Raw genomic sequence first — 18,637 nt, 5'->3', positions numbered from 1 at the left:
CGAGGGAAGGTAACTACGAATGAAATTTTGGGGGAAGACTTTAAAGACAGGGACGATGATCATTTTTCTTACAACTGAGATGTGATGGCGATATACTTAGATATATAAGCATATAGTCAAATTTTAATTTATATCGCCAACTATTAATAAAAGAGAATGATATCATCGTTCTTAAAAACATAACCTTCCTAAAGGATGATTTTTTGACTAAATTACTATGTACTATATTATCTTGGTTATTTCTATTTTTATCAGTGTTGCCAATTCTTGTAACGTCACTAGGTATAGATGTTATATACAATAATTCTGGAGTAATAAGTAATTTTATTCCAATATCATTTGCAGTTTTAGGAATGCTTTTTGGGATTTTTTCAAAAAAAGAATATCGTTTTTTCTTAATTAGTATAAATATAATCATTACATTTTTACATTTGTTTATTATTTTTCTGGGAATTTTTGGTTTTAATAGTCCGTAAAAATTAAAATAGCCTGACTATATTCATATCTGTACTAATAATCAGCGGAGATATAAAGGAATAAATGGTTATCTATTTGTTTATTAGCATCTTTAAAGCGGTATTATATTATTTGTATATAAATAGAGCTGGTTTTCTTTTCGCCTGATAGGGGTAAGTTTTTTAGTTCATCCCTTTTTATTTTCAGCGAAAAAATATAGGTGAAAAAAACAAATGTGTAATTATAAAACCAAATGGAGGTCAATCAAATGAGTAAAAAAATCTTTTTTACCGGAGCTGGAACAGGACTGGCGAAAGGAGCGGCTTTGGGACTGGCTAAGGAGGGCCATCACGTTGTCGCGTCGGTGGAAAACCACCCTCAGGTTACGTCGTTAAAGGAAGCGGCAGCTAAAGCGAACGTAGAGATGGAAATATTTAAAATGGATATTACAAATCCGGCTGACCGCGAGAGAATGCATCGGTATGACTATGATGTATTTGTAGCAAATGCTGCTGTAAATGAAGGAGGCCCGCTCGGAGAGGTACCAATGTCAGCGTTTCGAAATCTATTCGAAGTAAATGTTTTCAGTACCCTGGAGACCGCTCGAATAGCAGCTGCTCACTTTGTAGAAAAACGCAGCGGAAAAATCATATTCATGTCTTCTATGGCCGGGGTGATGGCTTCTGAATACACAGGACTTTATGCCGCTTCAAAGCATGCGTTGGAAGCCATCGCAAAATCAATGTATCAGGAAATGAAGGAGTTTAATGTACAGGTAGCAACCATTAACCCAGGCCCCTTTTCTACGGGATTTAATGACCGGGCGGTGGAGGAGAAATGGGAATGGTACGATGAGGAGATACATTATACGCCAAAGGAAAAAATGAAGGAAAAGGACCAGGCCATGGCAGATCAATATGACCCGGAAGACATGATTGCTGAGATGGTAAACATAATTCCGAAACATTCTCATAAGTTTAGGACCGCTTATCCGGACAAAACAGCAGAAGCGATGAGAGAGGAAGAAAAAGACAACTGGGAAAAAGAAATATAAAAATTATAGTGTAGACCATGTAAAAGCCTTTCTCCAGTGAGAGAAAGGCTTTTTAATATATCTATGTGATTGGAATAACTGTAAATAGAAAACGTAAGTCGATTCAGCCGTTCCACTGCAGGATCTGAGCCGCTATTAAGAAAATCATAGCAATACCCATCCAGATGAGAAGCAGCGGAAAATAAAATTTTACCCACTTATGCCAGGGTACCCCTGCAAGAGCGAGGGTGGCCATAAAGTAGCCGGATGTAGGGAAAATGATATTACCCAGTCCGTCCCCCAGCTGATAAGCAAGTACTGATGTCTGCCGTGTTACCCCAAGAAGATCTGAGAGAGGAGCCATAATAGGCATGGTGACAAGCGCCTGGCCGCTCCCTGAAGGCACTAGAAAGTTGAAAAAAAACTGGATAATAAACATACCGACAGCACTAAGGATAACCGGCATGCCAACGACCGCTGTGCCCAGTCCATGAACAATAGTGTCCATGATTTGTCCATCCTCCATCACTACAGCTACCGCTCTCGCTACACCAACAATCATCGCGCCTACGAGCACATCCCGAAACCCTTCATTAAACCCTTCGCACACCTCGGTTGGTGTAAGTCCGGCAATCATGCCGACTACGATACCCATGATAATAAATAACCCGGCCATTTCAAGCATGAACCAGCCTTGGGCAAGTACCCCATATACGAGGATGCCAAAGAATATGAAAATAAAAATAGAAGCAATTTTTTGACGGGTATGAAAAGTATAGGTTTTTGTATCATCTGTATGTAGATACAGCGATCGTTTTTCTGTGTCTTCTTCATAGGTTAGACTCATTTCAGGCTGTTGTTTTACTTTTCTCGCATATTTGAGCACCCAGAGACTGCCAATCACTGTTAGAGTAAGAAACAGGGCAATACGCACGCCCAGTCCTGAATAAAGCGGCACATCTGCAACCTGCTGCCCGAGTCCCGTATTAATAGGGTTTAGAAAGCCGGCTGTGAATCCAGCCGTAGTTGCGATCAACGCAATTGCTGCCGCGGTTACCGAGTCATACTTTAAAGCAATCATCAATGGTAAAATAACGGGTACATAGACAAGACTGAGTTCCTGAGTGCCTATCAGGCTGCATATAAAAGCAAAAACAAACATAAGGACGGGTACAATTGCCAGGCTTTTATTTGAAAATCTCCTGGTTAATCGATCAACGGCTATTTCAATAATGCCGGTGTTGCGGATTACCATAAACATACCGCCGATAACAAAAGTGAAAAACACCACTTCAGCTGCGGCTACCAGTCCATTAGGCACAGCGAGCATAAAATCAACGAGACCTATTGGATCGGAAGCAATCTCCTGATAGGAATCAGGATCAATCATCGTTCTGCCTTCCGGTCCGGGTATTTCTTCAAACGAACCGGCAGGCACTATGTAAGTAGCAAGCGCTGCTAAAGCAATAAAAATAAATAAGATTACGTAGATGTGCGGCATTTGAAACTTTTTCTTTTTGTGCGGATGCGACTGCTTTGCATCCATCTTTTCAATACGTTCTTTCATCTTATGTCCACCTTTATATGAATTTCTTACGTTTTATACTAGTGACTCCACAGGGAGAGTTCATTAGTCATTTTGATTAAAGATTTAATATTTGTTTATGCATAATAACTAATTTAATGATGTGTTCATTGAGGTTTCGCAGATACATTTAGCAGATAATATAACAAAGAGCTTTACTGGATCCAGAGTTTCCACAAAACGACAAAGAAACTGCTCCATTTTGGAACAGCCTTTTTTATATTTTAACTATATTTGAAAGACTTCAAGGGTAAATAAGTAAATAGAGAAGTAGAACTAATAAAATCTGCAAGGTCTGCAAAAAGTATATTAATGTTTCTTTTTATACGTCACGTTCATAAGGGGCAGCTATGACTTTTCGGAAATTTGGTTCCATTTCCTGCTGGACAATAATCACAATTGGATATCTTTTTTATCTGCCTATATTTCACCTTTTCTCGTATTATTTGTAACTATGGTGATCCATTAATAAAAGTACATTTTAAAACTCTACTTAAGTTCTATTTGTCTCTTTGTTCTTAAATGAAACCAAATTACTTTCTTGATTCGTATGGGAAAAGAGTTCATTGGTATATACTAAGAGCGAAAGGGGCAAACAAAGGTTCCTTCTCATAGAAGTAATCACATGTTTGTTTCCCCGGGGGGCAGGCATGTGAGTTTTTTTGTTTATACATTTTTAGAAAAAGGTAGATATAATAAAGGCTTTTTTTTTTGAAAGGGGGACGCCTTAGATGCAAATAGACGAAAAAAACGAACAGCAGGCAGCAAAACGATTAGGAAAAATGTTTCAAACGCAGTTTGGGAAAGGTCCTGAAAGCATATACGTAATGATTACCCCCCCTTTTGTAACGATTCATTTACAAGGGTTTCTGGCTCCTATGGAAGAAGTATTACTGCACCAGGACAAGCAGCTGCAGCTAGAGCAATTACGTGAACAGATGATGATTAAAGTTCTTCCTGTCATTCAGCAGATTGTGGAGGAGGAAACCGACGAGACGGTTCTGGATATGTATTATGATTGGAATTTTCGGAAGAATAAGAAATGTACGGGTATGGTGTGGATTGCACTCGATGTTTCCCCGAAGCAACTGGATACGTTTTCCTGGCCTAAAGAATTAAACCAAAACATGTTTCGGCGCGAGATTATTGCGCTTAGCAAAAAAGTGCAGAAGGAACCGGAGGAAACCAATTTGTTTTGGTTAAGTCCCCGATTGATTTTAGTAGAGCGAATTGGCATTTTTGTTGAAATTGAAAATGCATTGATCGAACAAAACTACGGAGAAACTTTAAAAATTGTGAAGCGGCCGCTGGAAAAAAATTTATTTGCTAAGCATGTGCTGGAAAGCCTGTTACAGCAGAAGATTCACGAAACATTTGTCGACTGGCATTTTCAGAAAGACAAAGGATATTTACTGATCGGCTTAGAAAATCCCAAAGAACATCGTAAAAAAAGGGAAGGAAAACCAAAAATGGATTGAAGTAGAAACAAAAGTACGATACAATAAAAAAGTAAAAATTGCGGTTCAGCCGTACTATACACCTATGGTACAGATAGCAGACAATAACGTTTGTTTTCCAAGCCACATCTCCTACTCAGGGCAGATGTGGCTTTTTTTCATGTTACATACAAAGGAGGGATGATCATGACAATATTAGCTTTTATCTATGTTGTTGCAAGTAATGAAGTATTTGTGGGAACGGAACCAGAAATTAAAAGAATCACGGGAAAAACAACGGAAAACTTGTTTCATGAAGTGGAAGAATTGGTACAGGCCCTCCAGGTTTATCGTTCTCAGGAAATAATTATTACGTTCATCTCTTATCCTTCCGCTTTGCAGCTGGAATGGGAAAAGGATGTTCGTATTTTAGAAAAAACCTCCATCTATTTAAATAATACTAATATGAACGCTAAGCTAAAATAAAAGATGATTTATGATTAGATTTTCTTTATAAAGGGAATTGTTCTTTATATAAGCATCAAATGTTCGGCGCGGCCGTTCTATAAACCTATGGTATGCGATCAGCAAACAAGGAAGTTTGTTGTCCAAGCCACACCGCTCTCTAAAGGCAGGTGTGGCTTTTTTTATGGACTATTACGGAAAAGGAGGAAATGATCATTCAACAAAAAGAGTTACAGCTGATGAAAAAAATAGATGAATATATTGGGTATAACATCTCTTCTGTTCTTTTTCATCATTCTGTCCATGTATGGATTTTTATCTCTAATGAAAATGACAATGGAATCCGTCTTCGCAATCTTATCCTTCAGTTACAGCAGAGGAATTTGATTTCTGTTGCTATGATCCAAGAATCGATGGGGCATACTCACTATATGCAGCTAACATCGACACCAAAATTACAGCAGTTAGTTCAAGAACATCACCCAAGAGATATCCAATGACCTTTCGGGCAACGGACAAAAACATCTTATTTACATTCAGATTGAATTAGAATATTTCGTAAAATATAAAAGCCGGTAGAGTCCATGGCTCCGGATAGCCTAATAATTTCAGATATGAAAGTAGTCTGTAAGATTAGAAAGGAAGTTTTCTATGAACAATATCCCTTTGGTAGCTTATCTTTGCCGTAGACAGAACCAGGAAATTATCGTTGGTACTTTAACTGATCTCAAGCCTTGGAGGGAACAGGGATACCAGCTTGTTTGTTTTATTACGGAGGAGGAACTTTATCAGGCCATTGCTCCCTATCACCCCCGGGAATGGATTATTACGAAAGTGTCCTTTTTGCCAGTCTTGGAAGAACGACTTCATTTGCTTATTAAAACAAAAGAATCAGATATCGTTCCTCGATAGGAAGAGAGGGAGCAGCATGAACAGCTTAACGACGTATATGGTTATTGCATTTATTATCCTTATTGCTATAGGGCTTGGCACTTTCATCCTTATGAATTGAACTATAGCATTTGTGCCTATATCGATAAGGAACACCTGGTTCATTTGTTTTTTTCATTCTAAAATATGCTGGCATGACTTTTAAAAAGAAAGGGGGAGAACACATGGCTGTTAAGCCCAGTTCAGCCTTATTTTTGGAAAACGGGGTCGTGACGTGCGGTGTCATTTTGATGCATTTTAAATATCCTCTTATTTCTAAAAGAAGAAAAAACAAAGCAATGAAGAGTGCTTTAAATGAACGAGAAGCCGGGGGAAGTCCTATTGGTAAGGTAGTGTTTGCGATTCAAGATGCCCTTGAAACAAATTCCCCATATGAGCTCGTGATAGAAGGAATAAGATATACGGTTGTTCTACAAAAAATACGCAGAAAAGAAACCGATGATCGAGCATTTTTTGTTGCAAAGGGCCGTCTGAGTCAGAAAAAACACTATACTAATTAAAAAAGGAGAAATTGTCGTGATGAAAACTAGTGAAAGACTAACGTTGAACATTAGTTTAGAACAAACGCATGGGGAAAAGCAGACTGCTGATCATATTTATGGATTCTTTTTCCCGTATAATGGCTGGAAAAAAAGGTACGGGAAGGTTCACAAACAGGATCAAATGATCTTCTATATAAAAGACATGAACGGGAACGTGCTGCACACCTGGAACATTACGGATATCTGGCGTAATGATTACTTTGTCATTCATCCCCGTTTTGAGAAAAATGTGCCGGAAGACATGAAAGAAAGTCTTGAACGGATTTCTATTAAATTTATATAAAGAAGGGCGGCTTCAAATGAGTAAATTTGAAATCAAAGAAAGCAAAGATGTACAGTTCTATTTTGTACTAAAAGCGCCTAATGGAGAAGTTGTTGCAGTAAGTGAGCGGTATACAACGAAGCAGAGCTGTCAACATGGTATTGATGCTGTGAAGCAGTATGCTGGTGAGGCAAGGGTAGATGACCTGACATTATAAAAGGCACAAAGAAGGCTCTGAGAATATGTTATTCTTGGAGCCTTTTCACATGAACGAGTGTTACATAAGGTCGATTCTCTTGTTCTATTTGTATTTTTTTGAGATTTTTTCAAACTAAAAATAGGAAAATACGTTATATTTTTTTATTTTCAGGGTAAAGTTTCCGAGCGTCACCAAATTAGGAGGTAATATGTATGACAGAAGTAATTGCAGTACACCTTGAGGATGAAAATCAGGGCGAAGCCGGTATTAATGAAGTAAAACTTGCGGGAGGCTCTACAAAATCTGTTTCCCAGGTAGTTAGAGAAATTGATGGAAATGCGCAAAGCTTTTACTATACATTGGAAAATAAAAAAGCAGATATTGTTTCCGTAAAAAATTCAGGAGATTCTGGAAAGCATATAAGAACCAGCCCCGATGATGAGACAGGGAATAATTTATTAGAATTGGAACGTTACTAATCAAGCACTAGAAAAAGGCCACCCTAGAGGTGGTTTTTTTATGTTATTCTCCCCGATATTTTCAGATTAAAAGTAATGTGTTGCCTTAAAAGTCATCATTTAGTAGGGAGAATATTTTAGTATCCCGAAAGGTTCCCTTTATAAATTCATTTTTTCTCAGAAGCCCTTCATATTGCATACCAAGCTTTAACATCACTTTCTCAGAACCAGGGTTATCAATATCACAACGGCCCTCCATACGATTTAGCTGGAGAGTATTGAATCCATATTTAATTACCTCATTACCTGCTTCCGTAGTAAATCCAGAGCCCCAGTATTGTCTATTTAGTACATAGGCAATTTCTGCCTTATGATGTTCATTCGACCAATCAATTAGTGAGCACGTACCAATAACTTTCCCGCTCTCCTTATGTACAACAGCCCATTCCGCGCTTGAGCCTGAATCGTAGCCTTTTATTACTGGTTTTAAAAAGTTGGTTAATGTTTCCTGTCTTGATCTATTTGCTTCCCATGTCATATGATAAGCGACTTCCGGATCGGAAGAAAATTCAAAGATATCATCGACATCAGTTAATATTATTTTTCTTAATAAAAGCCGGTCGGTTTCCAAAACCGGAATTTCTTTTAACATATCCTCTATTGTCATACATATCCTCCTATCGTATACATATCTTTTCCTCATAATATTATTTCAGTTGTGAAAAGTCTCCCATTCGCTTTTTAATATTCCCATCTTTACTGCATCAAAATATTCGTTGTTTACTATTCGAGCCTGGCGGATCCTTGCTTCTTCAACCATTCCGGATTTTTTTGCTGCTTGTATCATTCTTTTGTTCCCGGACCAGGTGGAAATGCCTAATCGATGGAGGCGGGTTTCTTTAAATAAGTATCCGATCCATAAATAAAAGGCTTCACTGCCGAAACCACCATTCCAATAGCTGGAATCATAAATGACAATCCCAATTTCCAGCCACTGGGTAGCTTTATCAACCCAATAAGAACCGACATAGCCTATAGGAATATTATTCACTTTAATAACGAGAGAATGGGGAACGGAATCGATGATGTGATGAGGATGATACCAGGTATTGAAATATTCCTGTTCTGTTAACATCTTTTCTTGAATATAGGGAGCGTTCCACTTTTTAGCTTCTTGTTTCTGCTCTTCGTATTTCCAAAAATACAGCGCTTTAATATCCGATTCTGTTGGTTCTGATAGTGTTATTAATGTTCCATTTAATTGCAGCATTTATAGAACTCCTTTGTCACTTCAAGAGTTAACTTGCATCAATTTCGAGCTTTATTTTGCGTAAATGATTAAAGAACCCAGCAACTTCTTATTCTAAGATTACTGGATTCTTTATCATTTATAAATAGTACCGTTCTCATTTGCATTATTATTTCCACTGGGAAACTCTATTTATATTAATCGTTGGATTGATGGTATTACGGAGGTATACAGCCTTTTTCTTTTATAGTATATATTTCCATAATCAATCTCATTACCCTGCTATATTTTAAAAAGAAATAGAGTGCATAGTAATGAAAAATCGTATCCGCGAACTCAGAGAAGCAAAAAAGTTGTCTCAGGATGAAATTGCGAAACAATGTGAAGTATCAATACAATCAATAAACGCGATAGAAAACAACAAATATGACCCTGCATCACAATTAGCTTTTAATTTGGCTTCTATTTTATGTACTACTGTCGATGACCTATTTATCAATGATTAACTACTGACCTCTATGAATAAGAAGAAGGCATACAAAAAGGAATTGTCGAAAATGTTTTAATGAATTTTGAATCTCGTTATTGAAGTAACGGAGAGCGTTAGTTCAATAAGACAATAAAATCAAACGAAACTTCCGTCTTTTCTATAAATATCAACACTAGCTTTTAACAGAGCCTTATAAAAAAGTTCGATCATTTTATAGCTGTTGTAACCTTTAACAATAGTACTTCGTTAACCGAATATCTCTTGAATATTTACCAAGAGAATATTTTAGCTAGTATACACATCACCATCCATATAACTACACCAACTGAAACAAAAAGGAGGAAAATTATAAATGCATCCAATATAGAAGTAATTGTAAACCAGCCACTCAACAATAGAATCGGATAAACTGTTATTAACATGATTAAAAAATGAACACCACTTTGCTTAGTAAAACTCCAATGATCAATGTCATAAATAACAGTAGCTGCACCCACAAAAAAAGCTATTAGACTGGCCACAAATGTTCCTTTAGCATCACCATACTCGCCTTGGAAATATAATAAAAAAGCAATACCTCCCAAAATAATAAGTGGTATGCCCCCTCTTAAAAGTGCTTGCGTAATCAACATTGTTGAACGGTCTTTTCAACAGTCATACTAATTCGTTCAGCAGCTTTTTTGGATGCGTAATACTGCATCGCCACTGGGTCGGAGAATTTTTTCATTAAATTTTGGACATCGTCCCTATTCATTCCTATTAGTGTCAACCTCTCAGCACTCATGACAGAACTTTTCATTTCATCATCGCCTCCACATCTTTAATGCGTTCCTTTATCAATTAGACAGCGTTCTCTTATGATAATTATAAACGTTTCTAATTATTTACGTATGGTCATCGGTGACTTTTTACTCTTTTGGCGTTACCACTTTAAGTAAAAATTATATTTCTAAAAACTAGTGCTCTTTTACAAGATCACTGGTTTTTTAGACTCTATACAAAAATAAGGCATCTTGGCTTACTTATTTCTATGATCCGAATTTGATTACCGGTAGTTTATTATTACATTGTATAGTTAACAGAATCTATCATCTATGTTACAAAACGCGTGCAATATAGCACTTAAAGTGACACTCCTTGAACATATTTTTAGAATATAATGACTCATTTAAGCCCTATGACAGGCTCATTAACGCTGTACTTAAAAGAATCATCAGTGAATAAAGTATATCATTTACCAGATATGGGTTAAGTTTCTTTTTAGCCGGCTATCATATAATATGAATTTATATAGATACGTGGTAGTAATACGTTAAAAAGAGAGAAGTGATGATAATGAACGACTCTATTCTACTTATAGAGGATGACCAGGAAATTCATGAAATGGTATTAAATCATATGCAAAAAGAAGGATATAAGATGACCTCAGCCTTTGATGGTAATGAAGCCCTGCGTCTTTTTTCAAAAGGAACATACGATTTAGTCATTTTGGATTTAATGCTCCCCACTGCAAATGGACTGGATATACTTCAGACGATTCGAAAAGAAAGCATGCTGCCCATTTTGATCATGTCTGCCAAAGGCAGCGATTTGGATAAGGCACTGGGGCTTGGATTTGGGGCAGATGATTATATTGCCAAACCTTTCTCCTTAATTGAAATGACAGCCAGGGTAAGGGCAGCGTTACGACGGTCCCAGCAGTATAGTCACACAGCTTTGAATCATTCAGAGCAAAAGGTACAAATAGGCGGTTTAGAAATAAATCTTTCTTACTTTTCAGTTAAAAGAGAAGGCAGAGAGTTAAATTTGACGGCTAAGGAATTTCAGATTTTAAAATTGCTTGCCACCAATCCAAATCAGGTTTTTACGAAAGGCCAGCTGTTTGAAAGCGTATGGAAAGAAGTCTATTACGGGGATGACAACGTTATTAATGTGCATATTCGCCGACTTAGAGAAAAAATTGAAGAAGATCCTTCTTCACCAAAATACATAAAAACAATTTGGGGTATCGGCTACAAAATTGAGGTTGAAAAATGATCTATTTGAGCGGGATTCTTTTAGGACTGCTGCTATTTGTCAGTTATCGATACTACAAGATTAAAAAGATGATAACAGAAGACCTTCCTTATGTTTCAAGAAAGCTGGACGAGATTATTGAGAAGCAGTCGACTGAAAGGCTTCGCGTTATAACCAATGAAAAGTCATTGAAAGAGCTGCTAAACAGAATCAATTCGCTGCTTGATTATCATCAGGAGTATATGGCTGACGGTATCCGGGTGAGAACCTCTATGAACCGCATGCTGTCCAACGTTTCTCATGATTTAAAAACACCACTGACTGTTATTCTAGGGTATATCGAGACGATTCAGCACGACAAAAGATATACGCGTGAAGAGCAGGAGGAACTGCTGGCAAAGGTGAATAGAAAAGTAGTTGAAGTAAGTAACCTGATTAGCCATTTTTTTGATTTGGCGAAGCTGGAATCAAATGACTGGCCAATTAAAATGAAGAAAATTAATGCAGGCGAAATCTGCAGAAAAACCATTCTTGGCTATTATGATACATTAACCGTCAACGGCTTTAACGTGATGATCGATATACCGGAAGAAGCCGTATTCATCGATGCCGATGGAGAAGCTCTTATACGTGTTCTGGATAATTTAGTATCCAATGCCATCCGCTATGGGAAAGATGGAAATGTGCTGGGCCTGACGCTGTGTCAAGAAGTTGATCAAGTAAAGATTGAAGTTTGGGATAAGGGCAGAGGAATTAAGGAAAAAGATGCGCATAAAATTTTCGAACGTCTATACACTTTGGAAGACGCAAGAGATTCTTCCACTAAAGGCAGCGGACTTGGACTGACAATTGCTAAAAGGCTGGTAGAACGGATGAATGGGAGCATTGATTTTTTCAGTTCGCCTTTTGACAAAACGGTTTTTACCATTACATTCAAAAAATATAAAACGTAAGAAATCCTTAAGGATTAAGTAAGTAAAATGACAGAACCTTTTGCTAAAGTGAGTCTAGGAAGTAAGAGAGGAGAATGCAGCATGGCTTATATTCTTAGAACACACCAGCTGACAAAGGTTTATCGAGGCGAAGAAGTAGTATCTGAAGTTAGTATGAACATACGACGCGGAGAAATTTATGGTTTTCTGGGACCTAATGGTGCAGGTAAAACAACTATTATGAAAATGATTACTAATTTGGTAAAGCCCTCTGGAGGAGAAATTGAAATATTTGAAGAGAAAGTGAAAGATACGTTTTATGAACAGTTGAAGAGAATGGGGAGCATTATTGAATACCCCATATTTTATGAAAAGCTTACCGCCAGAAAAAATTTGGAGATTCACTGCGAGTATATGGGTTATTACGATAAAAAGGCCATCTCCGAGACATTAAAATTGGTGAATTTAGTAAATGCAGACAATAAATCTGTTAAAGATTTTTCTCTTGGCATGAAGCAGCGGCTCGGTATCGCACGCGCTATTATTACGAAACCTGAGTTTCTTATATTAGATGAACCGGTGAACGGTCTGGATCCTGTTGGAATGCATGAGATACGTGACTTATTTATAAAGCTCAGCCGGCAGTATGGCATCACATTACTGATCTCAAGCCACAATTTGGCGGAGATTGAGCAAATTGCCGATACGATCGGTGTTATCAGCAAAGGGAAGCTGATTAAAGAAGCATCTATGGAAGAGATACGCAGTACCCACACCGTTCATTTGGAAATGAGTGTTAAAGACTACCCAAAAGCTGCTTTCGTACTTGAAAATGAATTAAAACTGCATAACTTCCTTGTGAAAGAAGATAAGGGCATTATTCAAATTTACGAAGATTATATTTCACAAAATGATATCATTCAGTCAATGAATCAAAACCAGGTTGAAATCCAGTCCATTCATCATAAAAAACAGCCCCTCGAGGACTATTTTCTGCAGCTCATAGAAGGAGGGCAGTCGAATGTTTAATTTGATCAAGCTGGAACTAAAAAGGATGAATATAAAAAGTATAGCATTGAGTTTTTTACTGATAAATGCAGCTATCATCGGCATGCTCATGGTACTCGGTATCGAACCAGAGGCAGCGGCTGAGTTCTTAGCAAACGCTGAAGACATTCGAATATTGATTGAACTGTTCGTCATTGCAGCTTTTATCATCTATGCTTCCGTTTTATTATCACAGATAATTATTGAAGAGTTTAAGAACAAAACGATTTCATTTCTCTTTATGTATCCGATCAGCCGAAAAAAAATACTTTTGGTCAAACTGATCATTGTGAGCGTCCTGACTTTTTTTTTCGTAACTATGTCGGTGATGATTGTCTACTACAGCTTTGCTATTTTTAATCGCATGTATATGTTCACCCCTATCGAGCTCGGGTTTACGCTGCCTTCTGATTATCTGGTTCACTTAATGGTGCTTGCTGTTGCCTGTGCAGGACTGTCTTTAATCCCATTGTTTTTCGGGATGATAAAATATTCGGTACCGGCAACGATTATTTCTTCTATTGTTATTGTTGCCCTGCTGTCATCAGCAGTAGACACAAGCGGTGCCACTCTTTTCTCGATTACAGCAGTTCCTGTATTGCTGGGAATCTTCGGCTTTATTGCAGCTTATCTGGTGATAGGGCAAGCAGTGAAAAAAGATATTTAAATAATTAAATGAAATTCTTAAATAAAAACAAAAAGGAGCTAAAGTATGAAAAAGACTTGGTTAGCCGGCCTCTTATCCTTTCTTTTTCCAGGTATGGGTCAATTTTATCTTGGCAGAATGGTATTAGGCATCCTTTTTGCTGCAGGGTATATCCCTACCATTTTTATGGCTTTCAGCAGTGAAAATATTATTGTTGCATTCGGTGTGTTAATAAGCTTTTTAGTATGGATAAGCAGTATTTCACACGCAGTGGTATTCTCAAAAAAATGAAAAAAGACCTTCTAACCTCTAATGGTTAAGAAGGTCTTATATACTTACCCATGGTGCACTTTATCTATAATTTAACTAGCAGCTAAAGCGACCACTAGACAAAAGAGCGGTATAACAAACTTATGAATCTTTTAGAAAAGAGGGGTACTATCGGTTCTAAAGATAAAAGAAAACAAGCAGACGATAAAAGACTGGAAGAGTATAAAAATAATCCAGGAGGCAATGCAAGAGATGCTTTCGAACGCTCTCAGACGGGAGGGGTATCAGAAGTTTCCAACAGTATGGGGCCGAAGGGAATTTTATTATTAATTGTGGTGGCTCTCATATTGTATGTACTATTTGGTTAAAATTATTGATGTTATTAGTTATTTTTAAGGTGAAGCTGTTCAATACAATTACCAGGTATGTAAGGTGTTGCTGTTTCTAAGCAATACCGCATATGTATTTCAAGCGTGTCTGGCAGATTCTTGTAAAATCTTTTTTATTTCGATTCCTACTGTCTGTGCAGATTTATTATCTGTATAAATGATATGATCAGCCAGTTCTCGATTCATGCCATGCTCAGCAAAATAATCATTAATATCTAGTACAGCCGGGTTATGTGTGCGATGTAAAAGTTGCTGGCGTAGAATATTCTTAGATTTTTCTATATCCGGAGAGGGGAGAAGAAGAAACACTTCGGCAGCATGTAGTGCTTTTTTGACTACAGATGCACTGCCTTGTTCCTCTTGTACGGAGTGTCCGGCCCCAAAATCATGAATATGGTCCGGAAAATCTTCAAGAGCCCGCTTAACAGCATGGGCTTCAAAAGGTTTCCAATATTGATATACGCCGGGAAACCCTTCCTTTTTTCTTATATGCTCTTGTTTTTCTTCACTGAAGCCTAACTCTTTATAATAGGAAAAACGTATACTATCCATGCAACAGCGAGGACTCTGTAACATATCAGCTAGTAAAGCGGAAACTGTACTTTTCCCGCTGCAGATAGGACCGATCATTACCACAGAACTCATAGCAGCCTCCTTTGAATCTTTCTAAGTAAATGATTTATTGCTTCTGGTTAAATGAATGAGAGAAAGACAATTCTTTTTTATTTAAAAAGCTTTAGCAGTTTGAAGATCTAGTATGTAAAACTATCCTTATACTGTTTGAGTTCGACGTTCACATCGATATCAATAATTCCGTCCAGGGCCGCCAAATCTGTATTAATGAACGAGACCAAATCATCATTCTCAGAAAAGTAGGCCTGCAGCATCAGATCATGGGTACCGGAAAAAGCACCTACAAAGCGTACGGAGTCAAAAGCCTGAAGCTTTTCAGCTATTGTATCCTGCATTCCAAGCCTGGTGTTGATACCAAAAATCGCCTGGACGTCCAGACCAATTTTTTTCGGATCCGTATGAATAACATATTCAAAAACTTCGTCCTCCAGCATTTTATTTATCCTGGAGCGTACTGTACCTTCGCTGACGTTTAAGGATCGAGCGATGGCTGAATAAGATTCCCTCGCATTCTGTTTTAAGTAGTACATAATGGCTTCGTCTGTTTGATCTAAGGAGAAAGACATACAAGGACACTTCCTTTACAGAGTATTAAGTGAATTTTAACACAGATTATCACTGTTTCGATCTCATAGAAATTGATTTCAAATAATCGTGCAGCTAATATTTCACAGCTTCGAAAGTTATCATCCGGGTGTCATTGTCGGGATAGCTGCCATAGTTATAGTCAGCAGATACAACGATCTCCCTGAAGCCAATTTCTTTTAATACAAGAGCGAATTCTTCTACGCCATACCATCTAAGAGGAAAGACCTCCAGCTCTGTATCCACTAACTTATTATTGTTCCACTTTTCATATTTGTGGTGACTCCAGGTAACTTGATGAATGTAATCGACCTCAACTAACGTTTCTTCTAGAGTAATTGTTTCATTGCGTTCATTTTCGAATGTTCGTTTGGATATAAAACCGGGATTGAAATTTTCTGGTAGGAAGATATCTATCATTAATCGACCTCCCTTATTTAAATGACGGTAAAAACATTGCAGTGCTGAAATAGATTCCGATCTATTGTGCACAAGCAGAAAAGAGCCCGTAGGTACGATCACGGCACCATAACGTTCATTTAATTCGAATTCAGCCATGTCTAATAGGAATAATGCTGCCTGCAATTTTCTCTCTGTCAAATGTTGTCTGCACAGATCGAGCATGTTAGTAGAAAGATCAAAACCCTCTACATATAAGCCTTTTTCCAGCAGCGGGAGCAGTATTCTTCCATTTCCGACTGCAGGCTCCAGGATTTTCCCTGTTGTGCCGCGTAATCTTTCAGAATAATACTCTACGTCTCCATAGGATTTACCTATATATTTATCAAAATCATACACTTCTGCAGATAAGCTCCCATAAAAACTAGCCATAATAAGTTATCCTTTCTGTATCTCCAGATACATCAAATCTTCATCATAGTAACGGTTCTTATAAAATAAAGCTCGAGGCTCCTGTCCGTACTTTTGAAAACCAATATTCGTATAAAAGTGTTTGGCTCTTATATTGTCAGACACAACGGTTATATGTAGTATTTCCAAACCAGGAAGCTTTTTAGCATTTGTTAGTAGAAATTGAATAGTTTTCTTAGCCGCGCCGGAGCCTCTGTATTCTTCCTCACAATATACAGCTACTATCATCCCCTTATGTTTGAATTTATCAGCAGAATGCCTTATAAAAGAAGCGCTGCAAATCAATTTATTTCTGTGAAAACAACCTACCGTAAATTGGTTCGGTGAATGCTTCAAACGTTCTTCGAATTTTTCCAAAGGCAGGTTAATTTCTCTATCATATGTAGAACCAAAGGCTGTTGGGTCGGTCTGCAATCCTTTTATTCGCAGCTCACGAAAATCATAAACATCGTTTATATCCAAAAATCTTATAGTCATTGTCGTCCCCGCTTTCTTATTAATGATGATTTTTATCTATAATTTAAGAAAGTATATGTATTAAATTAACATATATTTACTTTGAAAAAAATTCACTTTGTAAGAATACATGAAACTAATGGTTATACAAAATATTTTTATAAGGTAAACCCAATGCATTGCTGAATGATTTCCTTTACAATAGACGGATTGCACGTTAGAAAGAGGAGGGAAGTCATGAAGCACCAGAGATGGTACATACAAATCAGGGATAAATTTTGGTTTATCCCGGGGTGCTACGCCGTACTCAGCTTAATTATCGTCATTGGAGCTTCTATTATGGATCAGCAGGTGCTTCGGCCGATTTATAACAATGTTCCAGCCATGCTTTTGGTTACGGATAATACAGCGACTTCAATGTACAGTGCCCTGGTAACAGCATTACTGACGCTGACGACGATCAGCTTTTCATCAATTATGGTCGTACTGACGACATATTCCACCCAGTTTACGCCACGGGCTCTGCAGGACTTCATGAAGAGTCCAACTACACAGCATACGCTCGGCGTTTTTACATTCGGCGTTCTGTTTACTCTCGTGAACATGCTGCTTTTCTCGAGCGAAGGCAACAACCAGATTCTTATGCCGATGCTTACCGTCCTGGTTGCACTATGCTGTCTGGCTTTTTTTATTGTCTTTATATACCACTCCACCCAGTGGCTGCAGGTCAATCATCTAATTAGCCATATCCGCTCCGATGCTTCTAAAGTCATCGCAGAGACGTACACGTATAAAGGGATAGATGGCTTTAGCGAATGGAACAGCGATTTCCGTAAGGGAGAAGAAACGATCATTTACGCTGAACGCTCAGGCTATACGAACATGGTCAAAATGAAAGAGCTGATCTACTGGGCGAAACATCAGGAAGGCGTGTTCGAGAGCCTGTTTCATGTTGGCGATTATGTGCACCGCGGAGAGGCTCTGTTCCGATGCTGGTCAAAGCATGATATTCCGCCTGAGAAATTAAGAAGTTTTCTATTAGTGGGAGAAGAAAGAAGCAATGATCAGGATATCGAGTTTTCGATGCAGAAAATTGTAGAAATTGCGCTGCGGGCGATTTCGCCGGCCATAAATGATCCCCATACAGCGGCAAATTGTATCAATCGTATTGGGGCATTATTATCCGAACTAAGCCATGTCCACACGAACGATCAGTATTTTACGGATGATGAAGGGCAGCTGCGTCTAGTGATGCCCGTAAAGCCTTATAAAGAATATTTGTACAAAAGCTTTTACCAGATCAGACTGTACGGCCAGAACGATATTTCTGTTATGGGGGCGTGTGTAGAAGCGTTGACGATGCTCATAAAAACAGGAAACCATCGTGTGCTTCAGGAAGTGACTTCCTTTTCCCGCTATATGGAAGACGCGGTAGCTGAAGAACAGCTTGCCGACTGGGATAAAGAATACTGGCAGGAGCGCGTGCAGGAAAAAGAGAACGCCCTGGATCGGGAACGTACGAAAACCACGTAAAACAGCAGCGCTTTCCAATACGGAAGGCGCTTTTTTTATAGGCAGCATTTTTAAAAGCCCTTATACTAAAAAGAAGAGCGGTTAAATTATCTTTTTTTGAAAGCGTTATCTTTAATTTATAATGCCGCTGAAAA

At 38.0% G+C, this 18,637-nt stretch carries 25 protein-coding genes; 17 read left to right on the top strand and 8 right to left on the bottom strand.

Translation table 11 applies throughout. The annotated features are described in order from the left end of the window. Positions 1 to 724 precede the first annotated feature (724 nt). The gene (locus ATL39_RS14670; protein WP_120194119.1) at positions 725 to 1,510 is read left to right on the top strand and encodes an SDR family oxidoreductase; all 786 of its coding nucleotides are present in this window, start codon (positions 725 to 727) and stop codon (positions 1,508 to 1,510) included. A 103-nt stretch (positions 1,511 to 1,613) separates the two neighbouring features. Here ATL39_RS14670 and ATL39_RS14665 read toward each other — a convergent pair whose 3' ends face one another. Next, positions 1,614 to 3,056, bottom strand: a complete 1,443-nt coding sequence (locus tag ATL39_RS14665) for a YfcC family protein (RefSeq protein ID WP_170146947.1) — start codon at positions 3,054 to 3,056, stop codon at positions 1,614 to 1,616. Between the two features lie 749 nt (positions 3,057 to 3,805). Between ATL39_RS14665 and ATL39_RS14660 the strand changes: the two genes are divergently transcribed. From ATL39_RS14660 to ATL39_RS14625, 8 genes are all read left to right on the top strand, one after another. Further along, the gene (locus tag ATL39_RS14660; RefSeq protein WP_120194118.1) at positions 3,806 to 4,552 is read left to right on the top strand and encodes a Na-translocating system protein MpsC family protein; all 747 of its coding nucleotides are present in this window, start codon (positions 3,806 to 3,808) and stop codon (positions 4,550 to 4,552) included. Positions 4,553 to 4,717: 165 nt separating this feature from the next. After that, positions 4,718 to 4,996: a hypothetical protein gene (locus tag ATL39_RS14655; protein ID WP_120194117.1), complete on the top strand. Its 279-nt coding sequence runs from the start codon at positions 4,718 to 4,720 to the stop codon at positions 4,994 to 4,996. 188 nt (positions 4,997 to 5,184) lie between these two features. Then, positions 5,185 to 5,475, top strand: a complete 291-nt coding sequence (locus ATL39_RS14650) for a hypothetical protein (RefSeq protein WP_120194116.1) — start codon at positions 5,185 to 5,187, stop codon at positions 5,473 to 5,475. Positions 5,476 to 5,626: 151 nt separating this feature from the next. After that, positions 5,627 to 5,887, top strand: coding sequence for a hypothetical protein (locus tag ATL39_RS14645; RefSeq protein ID WP_120194115.1), 261 nt, complete (start codon positions 5,627 to 5,629; stop codon positions 5,885 to 5,887). Positions 5,888 to 6,090: 203 nt separating this feature from the next. Next, positions 6,091 to 6,426, top strand: coding sequence for a hypothetical protein (locus tag ATL39_RS14640; RefSeq protein WP_120194114.1), 336 nt, complete (start codon positions 6,091 to 6,093; stop codon positions 6,424 to 6,426). A gap of 16 nt (positions 6,427 to 6,442) precedes the next feature. Further along, entirely contained in the window at positions 6,443 to 6,751 is a 309-nt protein-coding gene (locus ATL39_RS14635; RefSeq protein WP_147419361.1) for a hypothetical protein, read from the top strand. A gap of 16 nt (positions 6,752 to 6,767) precedes the next feature. After that, positions 6,768 to 6,947, top strand: coding sequence for a YegP family protein (locus tag ATL39_RS14630; RefSeq protein WP_120194112.1), 180 nt, complete (start codon positions 6,768 to 6,770; stop codon positions 6,945 to 6,947). Positions 6,948 to 7,141: 194 nt separating this feature from the next. Further along, positions 7,142 to 7,408, top strand: coding sequence for a DUF3892 domain-containing protein (locus ATL39_RS14625; RefSeq protein WP_120194111.1), 267 nt, complete (start codon positions 7,142 to 7,144; stop codon positions 7,406 to 7,408). A gap of 85 nt (positions 7,409 to 7,493) precedes the next feature. Here the strand turns inward: ATL39_RS14625 and ATL39_RS14620 are convergent, their stop codons facing one another. After that, positions 7,494 to 8,054, bottom strand: a complete 561-nt coding sequence (locus ATL39_RS14620; protein WP_245961005.1) for a GNAT family N-acetyltransferase — start codon at positions 8,052 to 8,054, stop codon at positions 7,494 to 7,496. A gap of 45 nt (positions 8,055 to 8,099) precedes the next feature. Beyond that, on the bottom strand, positions 8,100 to 8,657 hold the full coding sequence (locus tag ATL39_RS14615) for a GNAT family N-acetyltransferase (RefSeq protein WP_120194109.1): 558 nt from the start codon (positions 8,655 to 8,657) through the stop codon (positions 8,100 to 8,102). 293 nt (positions 8,658 to 8,950) lie between these two features. Here ATL39_RS14615 and ATL39_RS14610 point away from each other — a divergent pair, with 293 nt between their 5' ends. Beyond that, complete coding sequence (locus ATL39_RS14610; protein WP_120194108.1) at positions 8,951 to 9,142, top strand: helix-turn-helix transcriptional regulator; 192 nt, start codon at positions 8,951 to 8,953, stop codon at positions 9,140 to 9,142. A 253-nt stretch (positions 9,143 to 9,395) separates the two neighbouring features. Here ATL39_RS14610 and ATL39_RS14605 read toward each other — a convergent pair whose 3' ends face one another. Beyond that, positions 9,396 to 9,758 carry a DUF3021 family protein gene (locus ATL39_RS14605; protein ID WP_245961004.1) on the bottom strand — a complete coding sequence of 121 codons (363 nt, stop codon included), beginning with the start codon at positions 9,756 to 9,758 and terminating at the stop codon, positions 9,396 to 9,398. A 703-nt stretch (positions 9,759 to 10,461) separates the two neighbouring features. On the opposite strand from ATL39_RS14605, the gene ATL39_RS14600 reads away from it, so the two are divergent. From ATL39_RS14600 to ATL39_RS14575, 6 genes are all read left to right on the top strand, one after another. Next, positions 10,462 to 11,163, top strand: a complete 702-nt coding sequence (locus tag ATL39_RS14600) for a response regulator transcription factor (RefSeq protein WP_120194333.1) — start codon at positions 10,462 to 10,464, stop codon at positions 11,161 to 11,163. Continuing rightward, positions 11,160 to 12,095: a sensor histidine kinase gene (locus tag ATL39_RS14595; protein ID WP_120194107.1), complete on the top strand. Its 936-nt coding sequence runs from the start codon at positions 11,160 to 11,162 to the stop codon at positions 12,093 to 12,095. Before ATL39_RS14600 ends, ATL39_RS14595 begins: the two co-directional genes overlap by 4 nt. Before the next feature lie 81 nt (positions 12,096 to 12,176). Continuing rightward, positions 12,177 to 13,103, top strand: a complete 927-nt coding sequence (locus ATL39_RS14590) for an ABC transporter ATP-binding protein (RefSeq protein WP_120194106.1) — start codon at positions 12,177 to 12,179, stop codon at positions 13,101 to 13,103. Next, positions 13,096 to 13,788, top strand: a complete 693-nt coding sequence (locus ATL39_RS14585) for an ABC transporter permease (protein WP_120194105.1) — start codon at positions 13,096 to 13,098, stop codon at positions 13,786 to 13,788. The genes ATL39_RS14590 and ATL39_RS14585 overlap by 8 nt, the downstream gene beginning before the upstream one ends. A gap of 45 nt (positions 13,789 to 13,833) precedes the next feature. Next, complete coding sequence (locus ATL39_RS14580) at positions 13,834 to 14,058, top strand: sugar ABC transporter permease (protein ID WP_120194104.1); 225 nt, start codon at positions 13,834 to 13,836, stop codon at positions 14,056 to 14,058. A gap of 122 nt (positions 14,059 to 14,180) precedes the next feature. After that, the gene (locus ATL39_RS14575) at positions 14,181 to 14,405 is read left to right on the top strand and encodes a DUF6366 family protein (protein ID WP_120194103.1); all 225 of its coding nucleotides are present in this window, start codon (positions 14,181 to 14,183) and stop codon (positions 14,403 to 14,405) included. Between the two features lie 99 nt (positions 14,406 to 14,504). On the opposite strand, the gene ATL39_RS14570 is transcribed toward ATL39_RS14575, so the two are convergent. The 4 genes from ATL39_RS14570 to ATL39_RS14555 form a co-directional block, all read right to left on the bottom strand. Then, positions 14,505 to 15,071 (bottom strand): shikimate kinase, encoded by a 567-nt coding sequence (locus ATL39_RS14570; RefSeq protein ID WP_120194102.1) that lies wholly within the window; start codon positions 15,069 to 15,071, stop codon positions 14,505 to 14,507. 107 nt (positions 15,072 to 15,178) lie between these two features. Beyond that, positions 15,179 to 15,625, bottom strand: a complete 447-nt coding sequence (locus ATL39_RS14565; RefSeq protein WP_120194101.1) for an Lrp/AsnC family transcriptional regulator — start codon at positions 15,623 to 15,625, stop codon at positions 15,179 to 15,181. 94 nt (positions 15,626 to 15,719) lie between these two features. After that, positions 15,720 to 16,475 (bottom strand): class I SAM-dependent methyltransferase, encoded by a 756-nt coding sequence (locus ATL39_RS14560; RefSeq protein WP_120194100.1) that lies wholly within the window; start codon positions 16,473 to 16,475, stop codon positions 15,720 to 15,722. Positions 16,476 to 16,481: 6 nt separating this feature from the next. Next, the gene (locus ATL39_RS14555; RefSeq protein WP_120194099.1) at positions 16,482 to 16,991 is read right to left on the bottom strand and encodes a GNAT family N-acetyltransferase; all 510 of its coding nucleotides are present in this window, start codon (positions 16,989 to 16,991) and stop codon (positions 16,482 to 16,484) included. A gap of 216 nt (positions 16,992 to 17,207) precedes the next feature. On the opposite strand from ATL39_RS14555, the gene ATL39_RS14550 reads away from it, so the two are divergent. Then, positions 17,208 to 18,503 (top strand): DUF2254 domain-containing protein, encoded by a 1,296-nt coding sequence (locus ATL39_RS14550; RefSeq protein WP_170146946.1) that lies wholly within the window; start codon positions 17,208 to 17,210, stop codon positions 18,501 to 18,503. Positions 18,504 to 18,637: the final 134 nt, after the last annotated feature.

The sequence above is a fragment of the Sinobaca qinghaiensis genome (assembly GCF_003610495.1).
Taxonomy (GTDB): Bacteria; Bacillota; Bacilli; order Bacillales; family Marinococcaceae; genus Sinobaca; species Sinobaca qinghaiensis.
Note: the sequence above shows the minus strand (reverse complement) of the source record. Positions and strands in the feature narration are given on the sequence as shown.

Coding starts and splice junctions, on each gene's coding strand:
- ATL39_RS14670 (WP_120194119.1), top strand. CDS start 725: ATGAGTAAAAAAATCTTTTTTACCGGAGCTGGAACAGGACTGGCGAAA.
- ATL39_RS14665 (WP_170146947.1), bottom strand. CDS start 3,056: ATGAAAGAACGTATTGAAAAGATGGATGCAAAGCAGTCGCATCCGCAC.
- ATL39_RS14660 (WP_120194118.1), top strand. CDS start 3,806: ATGCAAATAGACGAAAAAAACGAACAGCAGGCAGCAAAACGATTAGGA.
- ATL39_RS14655 (WP_120194117.1), top strand. CDS start 4,718: ATGACAATATTAGCTTTTATCTATGTTGTTGCAAGTAATGAAGTATTT.
- ATL39_RS14650 (WP_120194116.1), top strand. CDS start 5,185: ATGATCATTCAACAAAAAGAGTTACAGCTGATGAAAAAAATAGATGAA.
- ATL39_RS14645 (WP_120194115.1), top strand. CDS start 5,627: ATGAACAATATCCCTTTGGTAGCTTATCTTTGCCGTAGACAGAACCAG.
- ATL39_RS14640 (WP_120194114.1), top strand. CDS start 6,091: ATGGCTGTTAAGCCCAGTTCAGCCTTATTTTTGGAAAACGGGGTCGTG.
- ATL39_RS14630 (WP_120194112.1), top strand. CDS start 6,768: ATGAGTAAATTTGAAATCAAAGAAAGCAAAGATGTACAGTTCTATTTT.
- ATL39_RS14625 (WP_120194111.1), top strand. CDS start 7,142: ATGACAGAAGTAATTGCAGTACACCTTGAGGATGAAAATCAGGGCGAA.
- ATL39_RS14620 (WP_245961005.1), bottom strand. CDS start 8,054: ATGACAATAGAGGATATGTTAAAAGAAATTCCGGTTTTGGAAACCGAC.
- ATL39_RS14615 (WP_120194109.1), bottom strand. CDS start 8,657: ATGCTGCAATTAAATGGAACATTAATAACACTATCAGAACCAACAGAA.
- ATL39_RS14610 (WP_120194108.1), top strand. CDS start 8,951: ATGAAAAATCGTATCCGCGAACTCAGAGAAGCAAAAAAGTTGTCTCAG.
- ATL39_RS14605 (WP_245961004.1), bottom strand. CDS start 9,758: ATGTTGATTACGCAAGCACTTTTAAGAGGGGGCATACCACTTATTATT.
- ATL39_RS14600 (WP_120194333.1), top strand. CDS start 10,462: ATGAACGACTCTATTCTACTTATAGAGGATGACCAGGAAATTCATGAA.
- ATL39_RS14595 (WP_120194107.1), top strand. CDS start 11,160: ATGATCTATTTGAGCGGGATTCTTTTAGGACTGCTGCTATTTGTCAGT.
- ATL39_RS14590 (WP_120194106.1), top strand. CDS start 12,177: ATGGCTTATATTCTTAGAACACACCAGCTGACAAAGGTTTATCGAGGC.
- ATL39_RS14585 (WP_120194105.1), top strand. CDS start 13,096: ATGTTTAATTTGATCAAGCTGGAACTAAAAAGGATGAATATAAAAAGT.
- ATL39_RS14580 (WP_120194104.1), top strand. CDS start 13,834: ATGAAAAAGACTTGGTTAGCCGGCCTCTTATCCTTTCTTTTTCCAGGT.
- ATL39_RS14575 (WP_120194103.1), top strand. CDS start 14,181: ATGAATCTTTTAGAAAAGAGGGGTACTATCGGTTCTAAAGATAAAAGA.
- ATL39_RS14570 (WP_120194102.1), bottom strand. CDS start 15,071: ATGAGTTCTGTGGTAATGATCGGTCCTATCTGCAGCGGGAAAAGTACA.
- ATL39_RS14565 (WP_120194101.1), bottom strand. CDS start 15,625: ATGTCTTTCTCCTTAGATCAAACAGACGAAGCCATTATGTACTACTTA.
- ATL39_RS14560 (WP_120194100.1), bottom strand. CDS start 16,475: ATGGCTAGTTTTTATGGGAGCTTATCTGCAGAAGTGTATGATTTTGAT.
- ATL39_RS14555 (WP_120194099.1), bottom strand. CDS start 16,991: ATGACTATAAGATTTTTGGATATAAACGATGTTTATGATTTTCGTGAG.
- ATL39_RS14550 (WP_170146946.1), top strand. CDS start 17,208: ATGAAGCACCAGAGATGGTACATACAAATCAGGGATAAATTTTGGTTT.